Origin of the sequence: Pseudomonas sp. H3(2019) (assembly GCF_007713465.1) — a bacterium.
Classification (GTDB): Bacteria; Pseudomonadota; Gammaproteobacteria; order Pseudomonadales; family Pseudomonadaceae; genus Aquipseudomonas.
The window spans coordinates 1-15,262 of sequence record NZ_VMSG01000018.1; the positions used below are offsets into that span (position 1 = coordinate 1).

At 56.1% G+C, this 15,262-nt stretch carries 11 protein-coding genes; 9 read left to right on the forward strand and 2 right to left on the reverse strand.

Features of this window, described 5'->3' with window-relative positions; translation table 11 throughout:
* The first annotated feature begins 369 nt into the window (after positions 1-369).
* The 6 genes from FPT12_RS18245 to FPT12_RS18270 all read left to right on the forward strand — a co-directional run bounded on the left by FPT12_RS18245 (position 370) and on the right by FPT12_RS18270 (position 6,718).
* Positions 370-963, forward strand: a complete 594-nt coding sequence (locus FPT12_RS18245; protein WP_145018136.1) for a cytochrome b/b6 domain-containing protein — start codon at positions 370-372, stop codon at positions 961-963.
* Between the two features lie 2 nt (positions 964-965).
* Positions 966-1,739, forward strand: a complete 774-nt coding sequence (locus tag FPT12_RS18250) for a molybdopterin-dependent oxidoreductase (RefSeq protein ID WP_145018139.1) — start codon at positions 966-968, stop codon at positions 1,737-1,739.
* Positions 1,740-1,961: 222 nt separating this feature from the next.
* Complete coding sequence (locus FPT12_RS18255; RefSeq protein WP_256676802.1) at positions 1,962-4,373, forward strand: heavy metal translocating P-type ATPase; 2,412 nt, start codon at positions 1,962-1,964, stop codon at positions 4,371-4,373.
* Positions 4,374-4,420: 47 nt separating this feature from the next.
* Entirely contained in the window at positions 4,421-4,807 is a 387-nt protein-coding gene (locus FPT12_RS18260) for a zf-TFIIB domain-containing protein (protein WP_145018142.1), read from the forward strand.
* Positions 4,808-4,989: 182 nt separating this feature from the next.
* Positions 4,990-5,904 (forward strand): cation diffusion facilitator family transporter, encoded by a 915-nt coding sequence (locus tag FPT12_RS18265; protein ID WP_145018144.1) that lies wholly within the window; start codon positions 4,990-4,992, stop codon positions 5,902-5,904.
* 292 nt (positions 5,905-6,196) lie between these two features.
* On the forward strand, positions 6,197-6,718 hold the full coding sequence (locus FPT12_RS18270) for an ATP-dependent zinc protease (RefSeq protein ID WP_145018147.1): 522 nt from the start codon (positions 6,197-6,199) through the stop codon (positions 6,716-6,718).
* 158 nt (positions 6,719-6,876) lie between these two features.
* On the opposite strand, the gene FPT12_RS18275 is transcribed toward FPT12_RS18270, so the two are convergent.
* Positions 6,877-8,301 carry a heavy metal sensor histidine kinase gene (locus FPT12_RS18275; RefSeq protein ID WP_145018150.1) on the reverse strand — a complete coding sequence of 475 codons (1,425 nt, stop codon included), beginning with the start codon at positions 8,299-8,301 and terminating at the stop codon, positions 6,877-6,879.
* Complete coding sequence (locus FPT12_RS18280; RefSeq protein WP_145018152.1) at positions 8,298-8,972, reverse strand: heavy metal response regulator transcription factor; 675 nt, start codon at positions 8,970-8,972, stop codon at positions 8,298-8,300. Before FPT12_RS18280 ends, FPT12_RS18275 begins: the two co-directional genes overlap by 4 nt.
* Before the next feature lie 496 nt (positions 8,973-9,468).
* On the opposite strand from FPT12_RS18280, the gene FPT12_RS18285 reads away from it, so the two are divergent.
* Genes FPT12_RS18285 through FPT12_RS18295 form a run of 3 tightly spaced genes read left to right on the forward strand, consistent with a single transcriptional unit; the run spans position 9,469 to position 15,143 of the window.
* Complete coding sequence (locus FPT12_RS18285; RefSeq protein WP_256676803.1) at positions 9,469-10,686, forward strand: TolC family protein; 1,218 nt, start codon at positions 9,469-9,471, stop codon at positions 10,684-10,686.
* A 50-nt stretch (positions 10,687-10,736) separates the two neighbouring features.
* A complete protein-coding gene (locus tag FPT12_RS18290) occupies positions 10,737-11,948 on the forward strand; it encodes an efflux RND transporter periplasmic adaptor subunit (RefSeq protein WP_145018154.1) in 1,212 nt (403 codons plus the stop codon).
* A 39-nt stretch (positions 11,949-11,987) separates the two neighbouring features.
* A complete protein-coding gene (locus tag FPT12_RS18295; RefSeq protein ID WP_145018156.1) occupies positions 11,988-15,143 on the forward strand; it encodes a CusA/CzcA family heavy metal efflux RND transporter in 3,156 nt (1,051 codons plus the stop codon).
* Positions 15,144-15,262: the final 119 nt, after the last annotated feature.

The following is a 15,262-nucleotide window of genomic DNA, read 5'->3' on the forward strand; positions in this document are numbered from 1 at the left end:
AAAGCCCGGCCAATGCTCAGGAGTGGGCGATGGCGACTATCAAGCGTGACGTCTATCTGTCGCAAGACGAAGGCAAAACCTGGAAAGCTATCGCACAGGCGGGGCAAACGTTGGAATAAGCCCCCTGAGCGACGTATCGCCTGGATCAAGCCGGCCAGCACTGATCAGGCTCTGCGCATCTGCACAAAGTGCCAGGATGAATAATGTAAAACAGCGTCTATAAGCCGATGCTAGTCTTGATAGATATGTAGCCAGGTCGGCGCTGTTTGCGACTCCATTGGAGTTGCTGGTTAACAATGGGGGATTGAGCCAACACATTTCGTGGTGGTCGGGGGGATTCGCCGGCACTGTACCGGCAGGATAGAAATGATGAGTAGCCCCCAAACTATTCACCCGATTTGGCTCCGGCTGACCCACTGGATCAACGTCATCGCAGTGCTCGTTCTGGTGATGAGCGGCTGGCGTATCTATAACGCCTCGCCAATTTTTTCCTTTCAGATTCCCGCCAGTATCACCCTGGGCGGCTGGTTGGCGGGTGCGCTGCTTTGGCACTTTGCAGCGATGTGGATATTGGTCATCAACGGCATTGTTTACCTGCTGCTGAATATCTTCTCCGGCCGCATCGTCTACAAGTTCTTCCCCATCCGCCCCACTGACGTCTTTCATGATTTCCTAGCGGCTCTCAGAGGCAAGCTCGCTCATGCGGACTTGCGGCAATACAACGCCCTGCAAAAGCTCGCCTACCTGTTTGTTGTGCTCGATCTCATTGTGCTCGTGCTGTCGGGACTGGTGATCTGGAAGTCAGTGCAGTTTCCTTTGCTGAGGGAGCTGATGGGCGGTTATGACTCAGCGCGCATCGTGCATTTTGTCTGCATGGCCCTGTTGGTCGCCTTTATCGTGGTGCATCTGGTGATGGTGACCCTCGTGCCGCGCACCCTGATTGCCATGCTGCGCGGGCACTAACCATGATCGGAGAAACGGGAAAAGGCGGGCTTGATGAGTCCGCCATCATCAAGTCGGTGGCGCAAGAACTTGATCTGCCCGCACGCAGACAGTTTCTTCGCCATGCCTGGACGCTGGGGGGGATTGTATTGCTGACGGGCTGTCGCCTGGATGACAGCGACTCGGTGGAGTCCATGTTGAAAATGGTCTCGCGCTTCAATGACAAGGTTCAGGCGGCGCTATTCGATCCGAGCAGACTGGCACCAACCTACCCTGAGTCGATGATGACGCGGCCGTTTCCCTTCAATGCCTACTACGACCGCAACAGCATCCCGAATATCGACGGTGATGGTTTCAAACTCGTGGTGGGTGGATTGGTTCAGGACAAGCACAGCTGGACCCTTGCCGAATTGAACCGGTTGCCACACACCAGTCAGGTCACGCGGCTGATTTGTGTGGAGGGCTGGAGCGCCATTGGCAAATGGGGCGGAGTGATTTTTTCGACCTTTCTGCAACGTGTGGGTGCCGATACCAGCGCCAGATATGTGGGGCTCAAATGCGCTGATAACTATTACACCAGCATCGACATGCCCACGGCTCTGCACGCGCAGACGCTGCTGACCCTGAGTTACGACGATCAGGTTTTACCGCCGGAATACGGTTACCCCCTGCGGCTGCGTATGCCAACCAAACTGGGCTTCAAGAATCCCAAGCATGTTGTGGAGATTTTTGTGACCAATGACTACCCCGGAGGTTATTGGGAGGATCAGGGTTACAACTGGTTCAGTGGCAGTTGAGCAATCGGCTGTCCTGAAAAACGGCGCGTCGCCACCTAGGGGCGTTTCAGGACCATTAGTTCCCTCTGATTGTCGAACGGACTAGAAAAAACGGCTCTACCAAAAACCATAGGGATCAAGGTATGAAACAGCTGTTTGCGTGCTTAGTACTAAGTCTTCGCTTGACCCTGTAGTAGGTACAGGCTGTTGAATGGCGCCATTGTTCTTACCGGTAGAAGCACCATGAGTCAGGAAAGCAAGGCTAAGCCGATCCTCCATCTTCACGTTCAGAAGAAAGACGATTGTTGTGGATCTAACCATCAGCATGCGGTCGCTAAGGCTGTTGAGCCCGCCCATCACAAAGCGCACCAGCATGATCACGCCGCGCATGTCCACGATCATGGCTCGCAAGCCACAGAAAATTTAGCGACTAGCAAGCACGATCACGCCGCGCACGATCACGATCATGCCGATGCGTGCTGCGCTCATGGTACTCAAGCAACAGAAGGTTTTGCGACCAGCAGGAGCAATCCAGCTCCGGAAGGGACTAGCAATGTTCGGTATCGCATCGACAAAATGGATTGCCCCACAGAGGAGCGCCTGATCCGTAACCGGCTGGAACCCATGTCCGGAATTGTCCGACTCGACTTCAATCTCTTGAATCGTGAGTTGACCGTGCATCACCGCTTGGATGATCCGCAGTCAATCGTCACCGCATTAGTCGCGTTGGATATGGGGCCGAGCCTGATTGAAGCCGGTGCCGCGCCATCGGCGATTCCCCCAGCGCTGAGTGCAAAATTGAAAGGGTTGTTGGCCATCAGCGGCGTGGCGGCTATCGCCGCTGAAGTCATTGCGTGGACAACCGGGCAAGAAGGCTCTTGGCCAGTGATAGTACTGGCTGCTCTATCTATCCTGAGCGCTGGTCTGCCTACACTTAAAAAAGGGTGGATTGCGGTCAAGAACTTCACGCTGAACATCTATTTCTTGATGTCGTTGGCTGTCGTTGGTGCCCTCGTCATCGGTAAATGGCCCGAAGCAGCGATGGTGGTTTTCCTTTTCGCCATTGCTGAAGCTATCGAAGCGCTTTCTCTAGAGCGTGCGCGCAACGCGATCAAGTCGCTGACCGCATTGGCGCCAGAAACCGCTGAAGTCATGACTGACGGCGGGTGGAAGGACCAGCCGGTGGCGAGTGTATTACTCGGTAGCCGCATTCGGGTTCGCACAGGTTCGCGAGTGCCTTTGGATGCCAGCGTCGACTCTGGTCGCGCAGCGCTGGATCAGGCTCCAATTACCGGCGAAAGCCTACCTGTTGATAAGCAGATCGGGGACCCACTTTATGCAGGCAGCATTGTTACCGACGGAGTGGTTGAAGCTACCGTGACTGCCGTAGCAGGGGAAAGCACTCTTGCTCGTATTGCTGCGGCCATACAAGACGCGCAATCTCAACGAGCACCTACTCAACGGTTCGTCGATCAGTTTGCACATTATTACACCCCCGCCGTGGTGGTTCTTGCCCTCATGGTTGCTGTATTAGGCCCTGTTCTGATCGGTGGAGCCTGGGGCGATTGGCTCTATCAGGCGCTGGTCTTACTGGTAATCGCCTGCCCGTGCGCCTTGGTTGTTTCAACACCAATTACTGTAGTCAGCGGGTTAGCCGCAGCTGCCAGACATGGCATCTTGATCAAAGGTGGTGCGTACCTTGAAAGCGGCCGACTGCTTAAGGTTGTGGCACTCGACAAGACCGGCACCTTGACACAAGGCAAGCCGGTATTGACCGATACCGAGCCGTTTGGTGATCTGCCCATCGAGACGGCTTTGCAGATCGCAGCTAGTCTCGACGAACACAGTACACACCCAGTGGCGAAGGCCTTGGTCAGCGGATGGAAATTACAGCAACCGGATGCAGCGACTCTGCCGGTTGAAGACTTCGGCGTACTCAACGGTCGTGGCGTCAAAGGCGTTATCGATGGCCAATCATGGCACTTGGGTAACCACCGCTTGGTTGAAGAGCTGGGCGTATGTTCCCCGGCCCTTGAGGCCCGATTGTCGCTGCTGGAAAACGCGGGCAAGACTGTAATCGTGCTCTGCGCAGCCAACGGCCCAGTGGCGATTTTTGCTGTAGCTGACACAGTAAGGCCTGAAAGCTTTGCGGCCGTGACCGCTCTGAAAGCACTGAATGTCGTACCTGTGATGCTCACGGGGGATAACCCAGCAACGGCCAAGTCAATTTCCGATCAGCTGGGCATACAGGATGCACGTGGAAACCTCATGCCGGAGGATAAACAAACCGCCGTCGCTGAACTCAAACGCCGTTTTGGTTCTGTTGGCATGGTGGGCGATGGCGTGAACGATGCTCCGGCATTGGCGCAAGCCGACATTGGTTTTGCGATGGGGGCTGCTGGGACTGCCACAGCGCTTGAAACGGCTGATGTCGCCATCATGGATGACGATCCACGCAAGATTGCTGATTTTATTAGCCTGAGTCGTCGATGTGCCTCTGTCTTGAAGCAAAACATCGGACTGGCCTTGGGCATCAAAGTTGTTTTTCTGGCGCTTGCGTTGTCCGGCCACGCAACGTTGTGGATGGCTGTTTTCGCCGATATGGGGGCGAGCCTGCTCGTCGTATTCAATGGACTGCGACTACTGCGTCGGTGATGCGAAAGCTGCATCGTCAATTGACTACTTACATAAGGAATTAAATTATGCAATGCCCCATCTGCAAAGATACAGCTCTGGTAATGACTGAGCGCCAGAGCATCGAAATTGACTATTGCCCACAATGCCGTGGTGTTTGGCTCGACCGAGGTGAACTCGACAAAATCATTGAGCGCAGCCAACAACAGGAGGCCGTCAGGTTTCTTCCACAGAACCTAACCTCACCTGTGCAAAGTCCTCCTCCAGCAGAACAACCTGGTTACAACCAACATGGGAATAGCCAAGCTCATGGAGATCAGCGAGGAAGTCACAGCGGCGGATGGAGAGATGGTGGCCATCAAAGCGGTCATCAGAGTGGCCATCAAAGTCAGGGTGGGCATCAGGGGCAACAGCCGTACCGCAAAAAATCGTTTTTGCAGGAAATGTTCGATTAAGACTGCGATTTCGCGCTTTTGATTGAATTCTACCTCAAACCAGTACCAACCCTGGAATGTAGTGTTTCATGACATGGAACGGTTTGGGGTATCAGCAGGTCTTTATATTCTGCAATCGACTCGTAGCAAGGGTGCTACCAGGATGGTTGGAGTTTCAGCGAGCGGCGTTTGGGGAAAAGGTCATGAGTTCAGGGCACAGTCACGGCCAAGTACGTGCGGGGCACGAAAAGATGTTGTGGATCGCACTTGCCCTGACGACAAGCTTTATGATTACTGAGGTTATCGGAGCCTTTGTCACCGGCAGCCTGGCCTTACTGTCAGATGCGGCGCATATGCTGACAGACGTTGCGGCTTTGGCGATATCCTTGGTCGCTATTCATATTGCCAAGCGCTCTGCGGATAGGAAGCGCACTTTTGGGTATGCACGATTCGAAATACTTGCAGCCACCTTCAATGCGGTCTTGTTGTTTTTAGTCGCTATATACATCGTGTATGAAGCGTATCTTCGACTTAAAGTCCCGGCAGAAATCCAGTCGACTGGCATGTTGGTCATTGCGGTGATCGGGCTCATCGTCAACCTCATTTCAATGCGCCTGTTGAGCGCTGCCAGCGGGGAAAGTCTCAATGTGAAGGGCGCTTATTTAGAGGTTTGGAGCGATATGGTGGGGTCTATTGGCGTCATCATTGCAGCTCTTTTAATCCGCTTCACCGGTTGGAGCTGGGTTGACTCACTTGTCGCAGCTGGCATCGGGTTCTGGGTGCTGCCCAGGACTTGGTCTTTGCTCAAGGAAAGCATGAACATATTGCTGCAAGGGGTTCCAGAGGGCATCGATATCGAGCAGGTAGAGGCGACGCTTTATGGCATTGAGGGGGTCAAGAATATCCACGATTTGCATATCTGGGCTTTGACCAGTGGTAAAATTATTATGAGCGTCCATCTTGTCGCTGACTCGGCTTCTCGCAGCGAGCAAGCTATTTTGTCTGAAGTAACCAGTCTTATGAGTGGTAAGTTCCACATCAGCCACACTACCGTTCAAATGGAAGGATCTGATTTCCACGACCAACTGGCTGACGATCATGAGGGTATGGTGCACTGACTTATTTGAAGTATCTGATTTTTAACTAATTACAAACCTGTACTCGCAGAGGGTTATGGTAGGTAATGAGATAAGCGATGCTCCACCCATGGGTAAATCGGTTTGCGATAGCTGCCGCCGGCGCAGGGATTGAGTTTGCTGGTCGCGTTCAATAGTTTTCGATTATGTGAAAAATAAAATATCATTCTAGAAGTCAATGTTCATTCGTTCGTTCGATAAAATGTTGGATGTGGCATCAAAAACTAAATGTGCCTTTACTTGTGTCTATTCGTCTATTAATAGGGGGCGCCCGATGATTTGGAAGGTTTTCAACTGGGCTGCACTACCGATATTTTTTGCTTTAGCAGCGTCACCTGCTTTTTCAGCAACCACCAAGACAGAAAAAGTCTTTGGCTGGGTCGAAGAAGGAATAATTTTACCGGAAAGTATTACCGTAAAAGTAAAGCTGGATACTGGCGCCCTTACTTCATCCATGGATGCGAAAGACTTGGAACGGTACCGGAAAGATGGAGAAGAGTGGGTGCGTTTCAAAGTCGAGGTCAAAGACACCAAAACTAAAAAACTGACTAGTGCACTCTTCGAGCGACCCGTCGAGAGAAACGTGAAGGTGAGAGGCGCCGGCGGCGCTGAACATCGCCCAGTCGTTACAATGTCAATGTGTATTGGTAATAAGGTGTACAGCGAAGAGTTTTCTTTGAGGGATCGAGGGAATATGAACTATCCAGTTCTGATTGGTCGTCGAACCTTAGAAGGCTTAGGCGCAGTTGATGTCTCGCGTACATTTACTCAAGAGCCAGAGTGTGTCACAGATTAAAACCTGGCTTGATATGATTTTGTTCATTGGCTTTCTCCTTAAAATGAAGATATGAAATACTAAACATGTACCTTGTGACGATCCAATTCTGGCTCTGACTCATAATGAAACTATGCCTCCGACTCCCCACCTAAGGGGCCGGAGGCACATTCATATTTCTATTTCTGACTTCTCCAAGTTGCTTGCCCGTCGATGCTTGGAAACATCAGCCGGAACACTGTGATACTGCCAGGCATACTTTGAACCTCTGCCGTTCCCTGATGGAGGCTCATGATAGATCGAACAATCGCCAAGCCAAGACCGGTACCACCTTCCGCACGCGAGCGGCTGGTATCGACTCGATAAAAGCGGTCGAACAAGTGCGTCAGATGCTGCGTTTCGATGCCTGCGCCAGGGTTGCCCACCAGCAGAGAGACTTGCTCAGCACGGTTTTCAATGATAATTGAAATGGATTGTCCTGCTGGGCAGTAGCGTATTGCATTAGATAACAGGTTTGAAATCGCTCGCTGAATCATCAGTCTGTCGCCAATGGTCTTTCCATTTCCGGTGACGCTCAGGCTGATCCGTTTCTCTTCCGCCGACAGCGAAAATAGATCGACGACCTTCAAGGCTTCGTCTTCTAAAGAAATGGTCTCGAACGGGACCAGCGCCGCCGGGTGACTGACCTGCGCCAGGAAGAGCATGTCCGAGACAATTCGGGTCACCCGACCCAGCTCTTCAGTGCAGGACTCCAACACCGCTTTGTACTCTTCTGTCGGGCGTTCCCGGGAAAGGGTCACCTGGGCCTTACCCATCAGGTTAGTAATGGGCGAGCGCAGTTCGTGGGCTAGGTCATCGGAGAATTGTGATAACTGCTGAACGCCATTGTCGAGTCGGTGCAGCATGAAGTTGATGCCATGGGCCAATTCACTGAGTTCCTGAGGCATCTTGACTACCGAGAGTCGATGGCTGAGGTCCTGAGCCGAAATCATGGCGGCGACCTTGCGGAACTCCCGAAGTGGCGCGAGGCCTCGTTGCACCACAGCCCAGGCACTGATTCCGATGAGGATCAGCAGCAGCGGCAACGCAATGATCGTCGAACTCAGGTAGGCGCTGAGCAGCGCTTCATCGTTGGCACAATCAATCGACAGCAATACGGGGACGCTCGTACCGTTCTTCAGTCGGATGAGCTTGGATGCGGTCAGGAAGTGCCGACCCTCTGCATCGGCGCTTTTGGAGTACGAAATTTTGTCGATGGCCGTCGTAGTAGCCTTCAACTCCACCCTCGGGTCTGACAAGCCAGAGCCAAACTTCAAGAGGGGAGTCCTCAGGTTTTCCAGGTCATAGATGGTCAGATTGAGGTTGTCATGACCCATCACTTGATCCAGCAATGAGTGCGGTTTGGTGTTGATGTCGCCCGGGTTTTCATACAGTGAAAGGCTGTGTTCGACCTGTTGCATTTTCGTGTCCAGGCTGGCTTTGGACAGCTTGTCCAACTCGTGCGTCAGCGCGATAAACGCCAGCACAGCCAGAAACACCACCAGCAATGCCCCCAGTATACTCACCGTCAAACCTAGTCGCATCGACAGGCTGGCCGGCTTCATTCTCGCGCCTCCAGCACGTAGCCAACACCGCGCAGGGTATGGATCAATTTGTTGTCGAAAGGGTCGTCGATTTTGGCTCTCAAGCGACGGATTGAAACCTCGACCACGTTGGTGTCACAGTCAAAGTTCATGTCCCAGACCAACGAAATGATTTGGGTGCGGGAGAGCACTTCTCCCGACTGACGCATCAGCAAGTGCAGCAGCGCAAATTCCTTGGTCGTAAGGTCGATGCGCTGCTCACCACGAAATGCACGATGGCGTCCCTGGTCGAGTTCCAGATCGGCGACTTTCAAAACCTGCGGCACTGGAATGTGCTCGCTACGGCGCATCAGGGTCCGTACCCGGGCCAGCAGCTCCGGAAACTCGAACGGCTTGACCAGATAGTCATCGGCGCCCAGATCGAGACCGCGGATCTTGTCCGACAGGCGCCCTCGGGCCGTCAGCATCATGACCCTCGTGTTGCTGCTTTGGCGCAGGTGCTCAAGCACCCCCCAGCCATCAAGTTCCGGAAGATTGACATCAAGTATCACCAAGTCGTAAACCTGTTGACGCGCCAGATGGAGTCCATCCGCGCCCGTCGCGGCCCGGTCAACTACATAGCCACTTTCAGTCAGGCCCTGGTGCAAGTATTCGGCAGTTTTAAGCTCGTCCTCGACTACAAGGATTCGCATGCTAGTTCACCTTTTAAATAATAAAAACAGTTAGCTTATTCAGAAAAGTTAGTTGTTGTTTTAGGGCTCTCTGACCGAATGCGTGGGGCGTTTTAAATTCTGCAATGAGCGCCACCGTAAAGCCTGTAGCTGCTACAGGGTCAAGCCAAAGCCTTGTTCTTGAGCTGTAAATTCGAGGTTAGCGACAACATGTCGCATGCTCAGAGGGTGGCTTGCAGGGTTGTGGTACTTCGACAAGTGCTGTTCAGCGGATAAGTGGCGGGCATTTGTTTCTTCATATTGCCTGTGTGGTTATTCAGTTTTTTCTCTTGGCTATGTTAGTGCAAAAAGTCCAGCCGGAACCTTGGATAACGTATTTGTAATGTTGCAGTCACCTTGTTGATAGCTGCGCAACTCTACATTGAGGCCATTGAATTATTAGTGCTTTAAAGGAAGTCTGAAAGTGTGCTGGCATCGAACGTTAATAGTTTCGTTGAATATAACCAGAGTCCTCGGTTTGACTTGCCTGTTGTCCTGGGCCGGTGCGAGCGTGGCCGCCGCTTCGGCTTCCCCGGCGCTGACCATGGACCAAGCCCTGCAAACGGCGTTTGCCAACAACCCCGATCTGGCAGCGGCGCAGTGGGAAATCGGCATTGCCCAGGGCGATCGGCAGCAAGCGGGTTTGATCCCCAATCCCGAGGTGTCCTGGGAGGCGGAAGACACTCGGCGCAACTCGCGAACCACCACGGTGAAGCTCAATCAGCCGATCGAACTCGGTGGCAAGCGCGGGGCCAGGATCGACGTCGCCAGCCGCGCCCAGGATGCGGCTGGCATTGAGTTGGAGCGCAAGCGCAACGTGTTGCGGGCCGATGTCATTCAGGCGTTCTACGGCGCTTCGACGGCGCAGCAACGCTTGCTGTTGTCACGCCAGTCGCTGGAACTCGCCGAGCGCGGTGTGCGCGTGGCGCAAGGGCGGATCAACAGCGGCAAGTCATCGCCGGTTGAAGGGACGCGCGCCGAGGTTCAGTTATCGGAAGTGCGCCTGGAACTCAGAAGAGCCGAACGCGACGAGGCCAGTGCCTGGCAGCAATTGGTCCAGGTCATGGGCGCACCGGTGCCTGACTTTGCGAGGGTCAGTGATTCCGCGCGCTCGATGCCCGCCGTGCCGCCGGCGTCACGCTTGCTGGCGCGCATCGAAGACACCGCCGAATTGCGCTTGGCCAAGCTGCAAATCGATCAGCGCGAAGCGTCTCTGGGCCTGGAGAAAGCCCAGCGGATTCCGGACCTCACGGTGAGTGTGGGCAGCCAATACAGCGAACTGGAGCGGGAGCGGGTCAACGTCGTCGGGCTGTCGATGCCGATCCCGCTGTTCAACCGCAACCAGGGCAATATCCTCGCGGCCGCGCGCCGCGCCGATCAGGCTCGCGACTTGCGCAACGCCAGTGAGTTGCGCCTGCGCACGGACATCCAGACCACCCTGGATCAATGGCTGACCGCCAACACGGAAATCCAATCGTTCGACCGCTCGATCCTGCCGGCCGCGCAAAGTGCCGTCGACACCGCGACCCGTGGTTTTGAGATGGGCAAGTTCAACTTCCTCGACGTACTCGATGCCCAGCGCACCTTGATCAGCGCCCGCGCCCAATACATCCAGGCGATAGCCGAGGCGACCGACGCCTGGGTGCGCATCGAGCGCATTTTCGGCGATGTCGAGGCACTCACTCGCAGCCGCTGAACTTCATTTTTTTATCGCTGCCCGGCCAACGGGACGGCGCAGGAGTCCCCATGGAAAAAAAACACCTGTTTGTCACCGCACTGACCCTCGCGGTGGGCATTGGCATTGGCTCATTTTGGCCGGGCAGCGCCACGGCACCGACCGCTGTCGCTCAGGCTCAGGATGAACCGGGCCATGACGATCACGCCGACGAAGGCGAGGCGAAGACCGCGCACGCCGAAGGCGAAACTGAAGAAGGGCACCTGACGCTGAGTGCCGAGCAGATCGCTGCGGCGGGTATTCAGTTGGCCGAAGCCAAGGCTCGGGACATTAGCCTTGCATTGCCGTTTCCCGGCGAAATCCGTTTCGACGAAGACCGCACGACGCATATCGTTCCGCGCGTCCCCGGTGTGGTCGAGTCGGTGCGCGTCAACCTTGGCCAGTCGGTGAAAAAGGGCCAGTTGCTGGCCGTGATCGCCAGCCAGCAGATCTCCGATCAGCGCAGCGAACAGGCCGCCGCGCAACGGCGTCTGGAGTTGGCGCGCACCACCTACGCCCGGGAGCGGCAACTGTGGCAGGACAAGATCTCTGCCGAGCAGGATTTCCTCCAGGCCCGCCAGGCGTTGCAAGAAGCCGAAATCGCTGTCGGCAACGCCCGGCAGAAAATCAGCGTACTCAGCGGCAGTTCGGTGGCCAGCGGCGGCAATCGCTATGAATTGCGGGCGCCGTTCGACGGCATGGTGGTGGAAAAGCACTTGGGGCTGGGGGAGGTGGTCAGCGAAACCACCAACGCGTTCACGCTCTCGGATTTATCGCGGGTGTGGGTGACTTTCGGCGTTTCCCCGAAGGATTTGAACAAGGTCCTTGTGGGCAAAACGGTCACGGTCAGTGCTCCGGAACTCAACGCCGAAGTCAGCGGCACCGTGGCCTACGTCGGCAGTTTGCTGGGCGAGCAGACCCGCACCGCCACGGTCCGCGTGACCCTGGCCAACCCGCAAGGCGCCTGGCGTCCGGGGTTGTTCGTGACCGCGCGGGTCGACACCGAAACCCGTCAGACCAAAGTCGCCGTACCTGAAACCGCCCTGCAAACGGTGGAGGACAAACCCACGGTGTTCGTCCGCACCGATGACGGTTTCAAGGCGCAACCGGTGGTGACCGGCAGCCGTGCCGCCGGGCTGGTCGAGATCACCGAAGGCCTGGCGGCTGGTGTCCAGGTCGCGACGGCCGGCAGCTTCATTCTCAAATCTGAACTGGGTAAAGCCTCGGCCGAGCACGCTCACTAAAGACGCCCACCGCTCCGTCATTGCCACGAGAAAGTCCTCATGTTTGAACGCCTGATCCAATTCTCCATCGAGCAGTGCATCATCGTGCTGCTCGCGGTTTTGCTGATGGCCGGTCTCGGCATCGCCAGCTATCAAAAGCTGCCGATCGACGCCGTGCCCGACATCACCAACGTGCAGGTGCAAATCAACACCGGTGCGGCGGGTTTCTCGCCGTTGGAAACCGAGCAGCGCATCACCTTTCCCATCGAAACCGCCATGGCTGGATTGCCGGCGCTGGAGCAGACCCGCTCGTTGTCGCGCTCGGGCTTGTCGCAAGTCACGGTGATCTTCAAGGAAGGCACCGACCTGTTCTTCGCCCGGCAACTGGTCAACGAACGCTTGCAGGTGGCCAAGGAGCAACTGCCCGAAGGGGTTGAGGCGGTTATGGGGCCGATCTCCACCGGTCTCGGGGAGATTTTCCTCTGGACGGTAGAGGCCGAGGAGGGCGCGCTCAAGGAGGACGGCAGCCCGTACACGCCGACTGATTTGCGGGTGATCCAGGACTGGATTATCAAACCGCAGTTGCGCAACGTGCCGGGCGTGGCCGAAATCAACACCATCGGCGGCTTCGCGAAGGAATACCAGATTGCCCCCGATCCGAAACGCCTGGCGGCCTACAAGCTAACCCTGACTGACCTGGTGACGGCGTTGGAGCGCAACAACGCCAACGTCGGCGCTGGTTACATAGAGCGCAGCGGCGAGCAGTTACTAATTCGCGCGCCCGGCCAGGTGGCGACCACCGACGACATCGCCAACATCGTCATGGCCAATGTCGACGGCACACCGATCCGCATCAAAAACGTCGCCACCGTGGACATCGGCCGCGAACTGCGCACCGGTGCCGCGACCGAAAACGGTCGGGAAGTGGTGCTCGGCACGGTGTTCATGCTGATCGGCGAGAACAGTCGCACGGTGTCTCAGGCCGTGGCCGGCAAGCTTGAGCAAATCAACCGTTCGCTGCCCAAAGGGGTGGTCGCGGTCACCGTGTACGACCGCACCCACCTGGTGGACAAGGCAATTGCCACGGTCAAGAAGAACCTGGTGGAAGGGGCGATCCTGGTGATCGCGATTCTGTTCCTGTTCCTGGGCAACATTCGCGCTGCGCTGATCACGGCGATGGTGATTCCGCTGGCCATGCTGTTCACGTTCACCGGCATGTTCACCAACAAAGTCAGTGCCAACCTGATGAGCCTCGGCGCGCTGGACTTCGGCATCATCGTCGACGGTGCGGTGGTAATTGTCGAAAACGCCATCCGCCGCCTGGCCCATGCGCAGCAACACCATGGGCGCATCCTCACCCGTTCCGAACGCTTTCACGAAGTGTTCGCGGCGGCCAAGGAAGCACGCCGACCGCTGATTTTCGGCCAGTTGATCATCATGGTCGTCTATCTGCCAATTTTCGCCCTCACGGGAGTTGAAGGAAAAATGTTCCACCCGATGGCCTTCACTGTCGTGATTGCCTTGCTGGGCGCCATGTTGCTGTCCGTCACCTTTGTTCCTGCGGCGATTGCCATGTTTGTGACTGGCAAGGTCAAGGAAGAAGAGAATGTGATCATGCGTGGGGCGCGTCGGGTGTATGCCCCGGCGCTGGAGTGGGTCATGAGCCATCGATCGATTGCATTCGCCGTGGCATTGGGTGTGATCGCGGTGTCGGGCGTGGTCGCCAGCCGAATGGGCAGTGAGTTTGTGCCGAGCCTCAGCGAAGGGGATTTTGCCCTGCAAGCCTTGCGCGTACCGGGCACCAGCCTGACGCAATCGGTAGAAATGCAGCAGCGCCTGGAAAAACTGGTGTTGGAAAAAGTGCCAGAGGTCCAGCGCATGTTCGCTCGTACAGGTACCGCAGAGATTGCCTCCGACCCCATGCCGCCGAATATCTCCGACAGCTACGTGATGCTCAAGCCGAAGGATCAATGGCCTGATCCGAAGAAATCCCGCGAGACGCTGATTGCTGATATCCAGAAAGCCACGGCGACGATGCCGGGCAGCAACTATGAGCTGTCCCAGCCCATTCAGTTGCGCTTCAACGAACTGATTTCCGGGGTGCGCAGCGACGTGGCGGTCAAGGTCTTCGGTGATGACATGGCGGTGCTTAACAGCACCGCTGCGAAAATTGCCGCGTCTATGCAGAAGATCAATGGCGCCTCCGAGGTCAAGGTCGAGCAAACGACGGGGCTGCCGGTGCTGACCATCAACATCGACCGTGACAAAGCCGCACGTTACGGCCTAAACGTGGGCGACGTGCAAGACACCATCGCGGTGGCGGTCGGTGGGCGTCAGGCCGGGACGATGTATGAAGGCGACCGACGATTCGACATGGTGGTGCGTTTGTCCGATGCCATGCGCAAAGACGTCGAGGGGTTGTCGACGCTACTGATCCCGGTGCCGGCGCTGCTCAATGGCAGTGCCGACCAGATTGGGTTCATCGCGCTGTCGGAAGTGGCCACCCTTGATCTGGTTCTGGGGCCAAACCAAGTCAGTCGCGAGAACGGCAAGCGTCTGGTGATCGTCAGCGCCAACGTGCGGGGGCGGGATATTGGTTCGTTTGTGCAGGAAGCCAGTCGCGCCATTGACCAGCAAGTGCAGATTCCTGCCGGTTACTGGACCAACTGGGGCGGCCAGTTTGAGCAGCTGCAATCGGCGGCCAAACGCTTGCAGATCGTGGTCCCGGTGGCTTTGCTTCTGGTGTTCGCCCTGCTGTTCATGATGTTCAGCAACCTCAAGGACGGCCTGTTGGTGTTCACCGGAATTCCATTCGCGTTGACCGGTGGGGTCATGGCCTTGTGGCTACGGGATATTCCATTGTCTATCTCGGCGGGGGTCGGTTTTATTGCCTTGTCCGGGGTCGCGGTGCTCAACGGCCTGGTGATGATCGCGTTCATCCGCAATCTTCGGGAGGAGGGGCGCTCGCTGAGCAGCGCGATCAATGAAGGTGCGCTGACGCGGTTGCGTCCGGTGTTGATGACGGCATTGGTGGCCTCGCTCGGCTTTATACCTATGGCGTTGGCCACCGGGACCGGAGCGGAGGTGCAGCGGCCACTGGCGACGGTGGTGATTGGCGGGATTCTGTCCTCGACGGCGCTGACGTTGCTGATATTGCCGGCGCTTTATCAGTGGGCGCACCGTCGGGAGGAAGACGAAGTTACACCGGCTGCCTAATTAGTTGAGGGTTAAAAGGCCCGCGACTGATAGTCAGTAGCGGGTTTTTTTACATCAGCCAAGATAACGAATATGTAATGTCAGCGCCACCGTCGTGACAGGATCGAATTGATACCCTG